This window comes from Oleiphilus sp. HI0123, from assembly GCF_001635315.1.
On sequence record NZ_LWGE01001709.1, the window covers coordinates 1 to 2,392 of the forward strand.

Below are 2,392 nucleotides of genomic sequence, written 5' to 3' on the forward strand. Positions count from 1 at the left end.
GTGATAAGTGCTTGAATTCATTAAAACTGAGTGAATGTTCATTTATTTACATTAAGAACACAGATTTATTTTAAGACACTCAAAATTTGAGTCATAAGTGCAAAACTGTATAAAAAATAAACTATAAAGGCTGCTATTTATCACTCAAATCTTTATAATGCGCGGCTATTTTATTTGACTGGGGATGCTAGGTGGATTTCGCAAAACATTACGATGTTATTGTTATTGGTGGTGGACATGCCGGGACTGAAGCTGCTTTAGCCGCAGCGCGTCGCGGCTCATCAACCCTTCTACTTACGCATAATATCGAGACGCTGGGTCAAATGTCATGCAATCCAGCAATTGGTGGTATTGGTAAAAGTCATCTTGTTAAAGAAATCGATGCTCTAGATGGTGCTATGGCACGAGCAACCGATTTGGCGGGTATTCAATTTCGAGTGCTGAATAGCCGTAAAGGGCCAGCGGTAAGAGCTACACGCGCACAAACAGATAGAATCTTATATAAAGCCGCAATTCGAGAAACCCTGGAAAACCAGGAAAACCTGGATATCTTCCAACAATCGGCTGATGACTTGATTGTTAAAAATGACCGGGCTTGTGGCGTTGTCACCAATATGGGAGTTCGCTTCCATTCAAAGACCGTTGTTTTGACAACTGGAACCTTTTTAGGCGGTGTTATTCATATTGGTTTAGAAAACCATTCAGGTGGACGTGCGGGAGATCCACCGTCGATAGCATTGGCAAAACGCTTAAGAGAAATGCCTTTTCGTGTTGGCCGTTTAAAAACGGGTACACCGCCCCGAATTGATGCACGTTCAGTTGATTTTAGCGTAATGGACGAACAGCCAGGTGATACACCTTTACCGGTAATGTCTTATACCGGCACAGTTGAACAACATCCAAAACAGATTTCTTGCTATGTAACCCATACTAATGAACGTACGCATGAGATTATTCGCTCAGGTTTTGATCGTTCACCCATGTTTACAGGCATCATAGAAGGAACAGGCCCACGTTACTGCCCTTCTATTGAAGATAAAATTAATCGTTTTGCAGATAAAGACTCCCACCAGATTTTCGTCGAGCCTGAAGGGCTGACAACGCATGAGTTATATCCAAACGGCATTTCAACTAGTTTGCCCTTTGATGTGCAAATTGACTTAGTGCGTTCAATGAAGGGCTTCGAGAAAGCACATATTACGCGGCCTGGTTATGCAATTGAGTACGATTTCTTTAACCCTCAAGACTTGAAACAAAGCCTAGAGACAAAGTTTATCGAGAACTTGTTTTTCGCTGGCCAAATTAACGGCACAACTGGTTATGAAGAAGCCGGTGCCCAAGGTTTACTTGCTGGTATGAATGCTTCGTTGAAAGCAAGTGGTGATATGCTTTGGTGCCCTCGTCGAGATGAAGCTTATATCGGAGTACTGGTTGATGATCTGATTACACTAGGAACCAGTGAGCCTTACCGTATGTTTACAAGCCGTGCTGAATACCGTTTGTTACTACGCGAAGATAATGCTGACCTAAGGTTAACTGAGATCGGACGTAATTTAGGTTTTGTAGGTGATGAGCGCTGGTCACAATTCTCAAGCAAGCGCGAAGCAATCGAGAAAGAAACAGAGCGTCTAAAAACAACTTGGGTGCAACCTGGCTCAGAAGGTGGGAAGATTGCTGACAAATATTTTGATCGACCTATTTCGAGAGAATACAGCCTTCGTGACTTGCTAAAGCGTCCTGAAATCAATTATCAAAGTATTGCTGAAATAAACGGTGATCCAACAATTTCTAATGCTGTTGCTGAACAGATTGAAATACAAACCAAGTATGATGGTTATATCAGTCGTCAACAGGATGAGATTGATCGTTTAAGAAAGAATGAATTAACCAAGCTGCCAATCGATTTCAATTATGATGGAATTTCTGGTCTATCCAATGAGATTAAGCAAAAACTATTAGAGGTTAAACCAGAAACAATTGGCCAGGCATCTAGAATTCCGGGAATTACACCGGCTGCTGTGTCATTGGTACTCATATATCTGAAGAAAAAATCTTTATCTAAATCAATCAAACATGAAAGTGCCTGATTTCGGCACTTCACGTATCTTAAAAGAGAATAGACGTGATCAATGCATCGCAACGTGCCAACTTTAGTAATATTCTAAGCGACGCGGCAGAAAAAATAGGTATTACTCTAAATGAAGAGCAGAATGGCCTTTTACTCGACTATTTAGAGTTATTGATCAAATGGAATAAAGCCTACAATCTGACGGCTATTCGTGACCCGGAAGAAATGTTGATTAAACATCTGGTCGACTCGCTTAGCATTGCTCCTTATATAAAAGGTCAGGACATCGCTGATATCGGTACCGGCCCTGGATTACCCGGTATA

At 41.5% G+C, this 2,392-nt stretch carries 2 protein-coding genes; both read left to right on the top strand.

Annotation, left to right across the window (positions count from 1 at the left end; all coding sequences use genetic code 11):
- The first annotated feature begins 191 nt into the window (after nucleotides 1-191).
- Complete coding sequence (gene mnmG / locus A3761_RS23120) at nucleotides 192-2,087, top strand: tRNA uridine-5-carboxymethylaminomethyl(34) synthesis enzyme MnmG (RefSeq protein ID WP_068507310.1); 1,896 nt, start codon at nucleotides 192-194, stop codon at nucleotides 2,085-2,087.
- 35 nt (nucleotides 2,088-2,122) lie between these two features.
- Nucleotides 2,123-2,392 (top strand): 16S rRNA (guanine(527)-N(7))-methyltransferase RsmG (locus A3761_RS23125; RefSeq protein ID WP_231881295.1); only part of this gene is annotated, 270 nt, incomplete at its 3' end.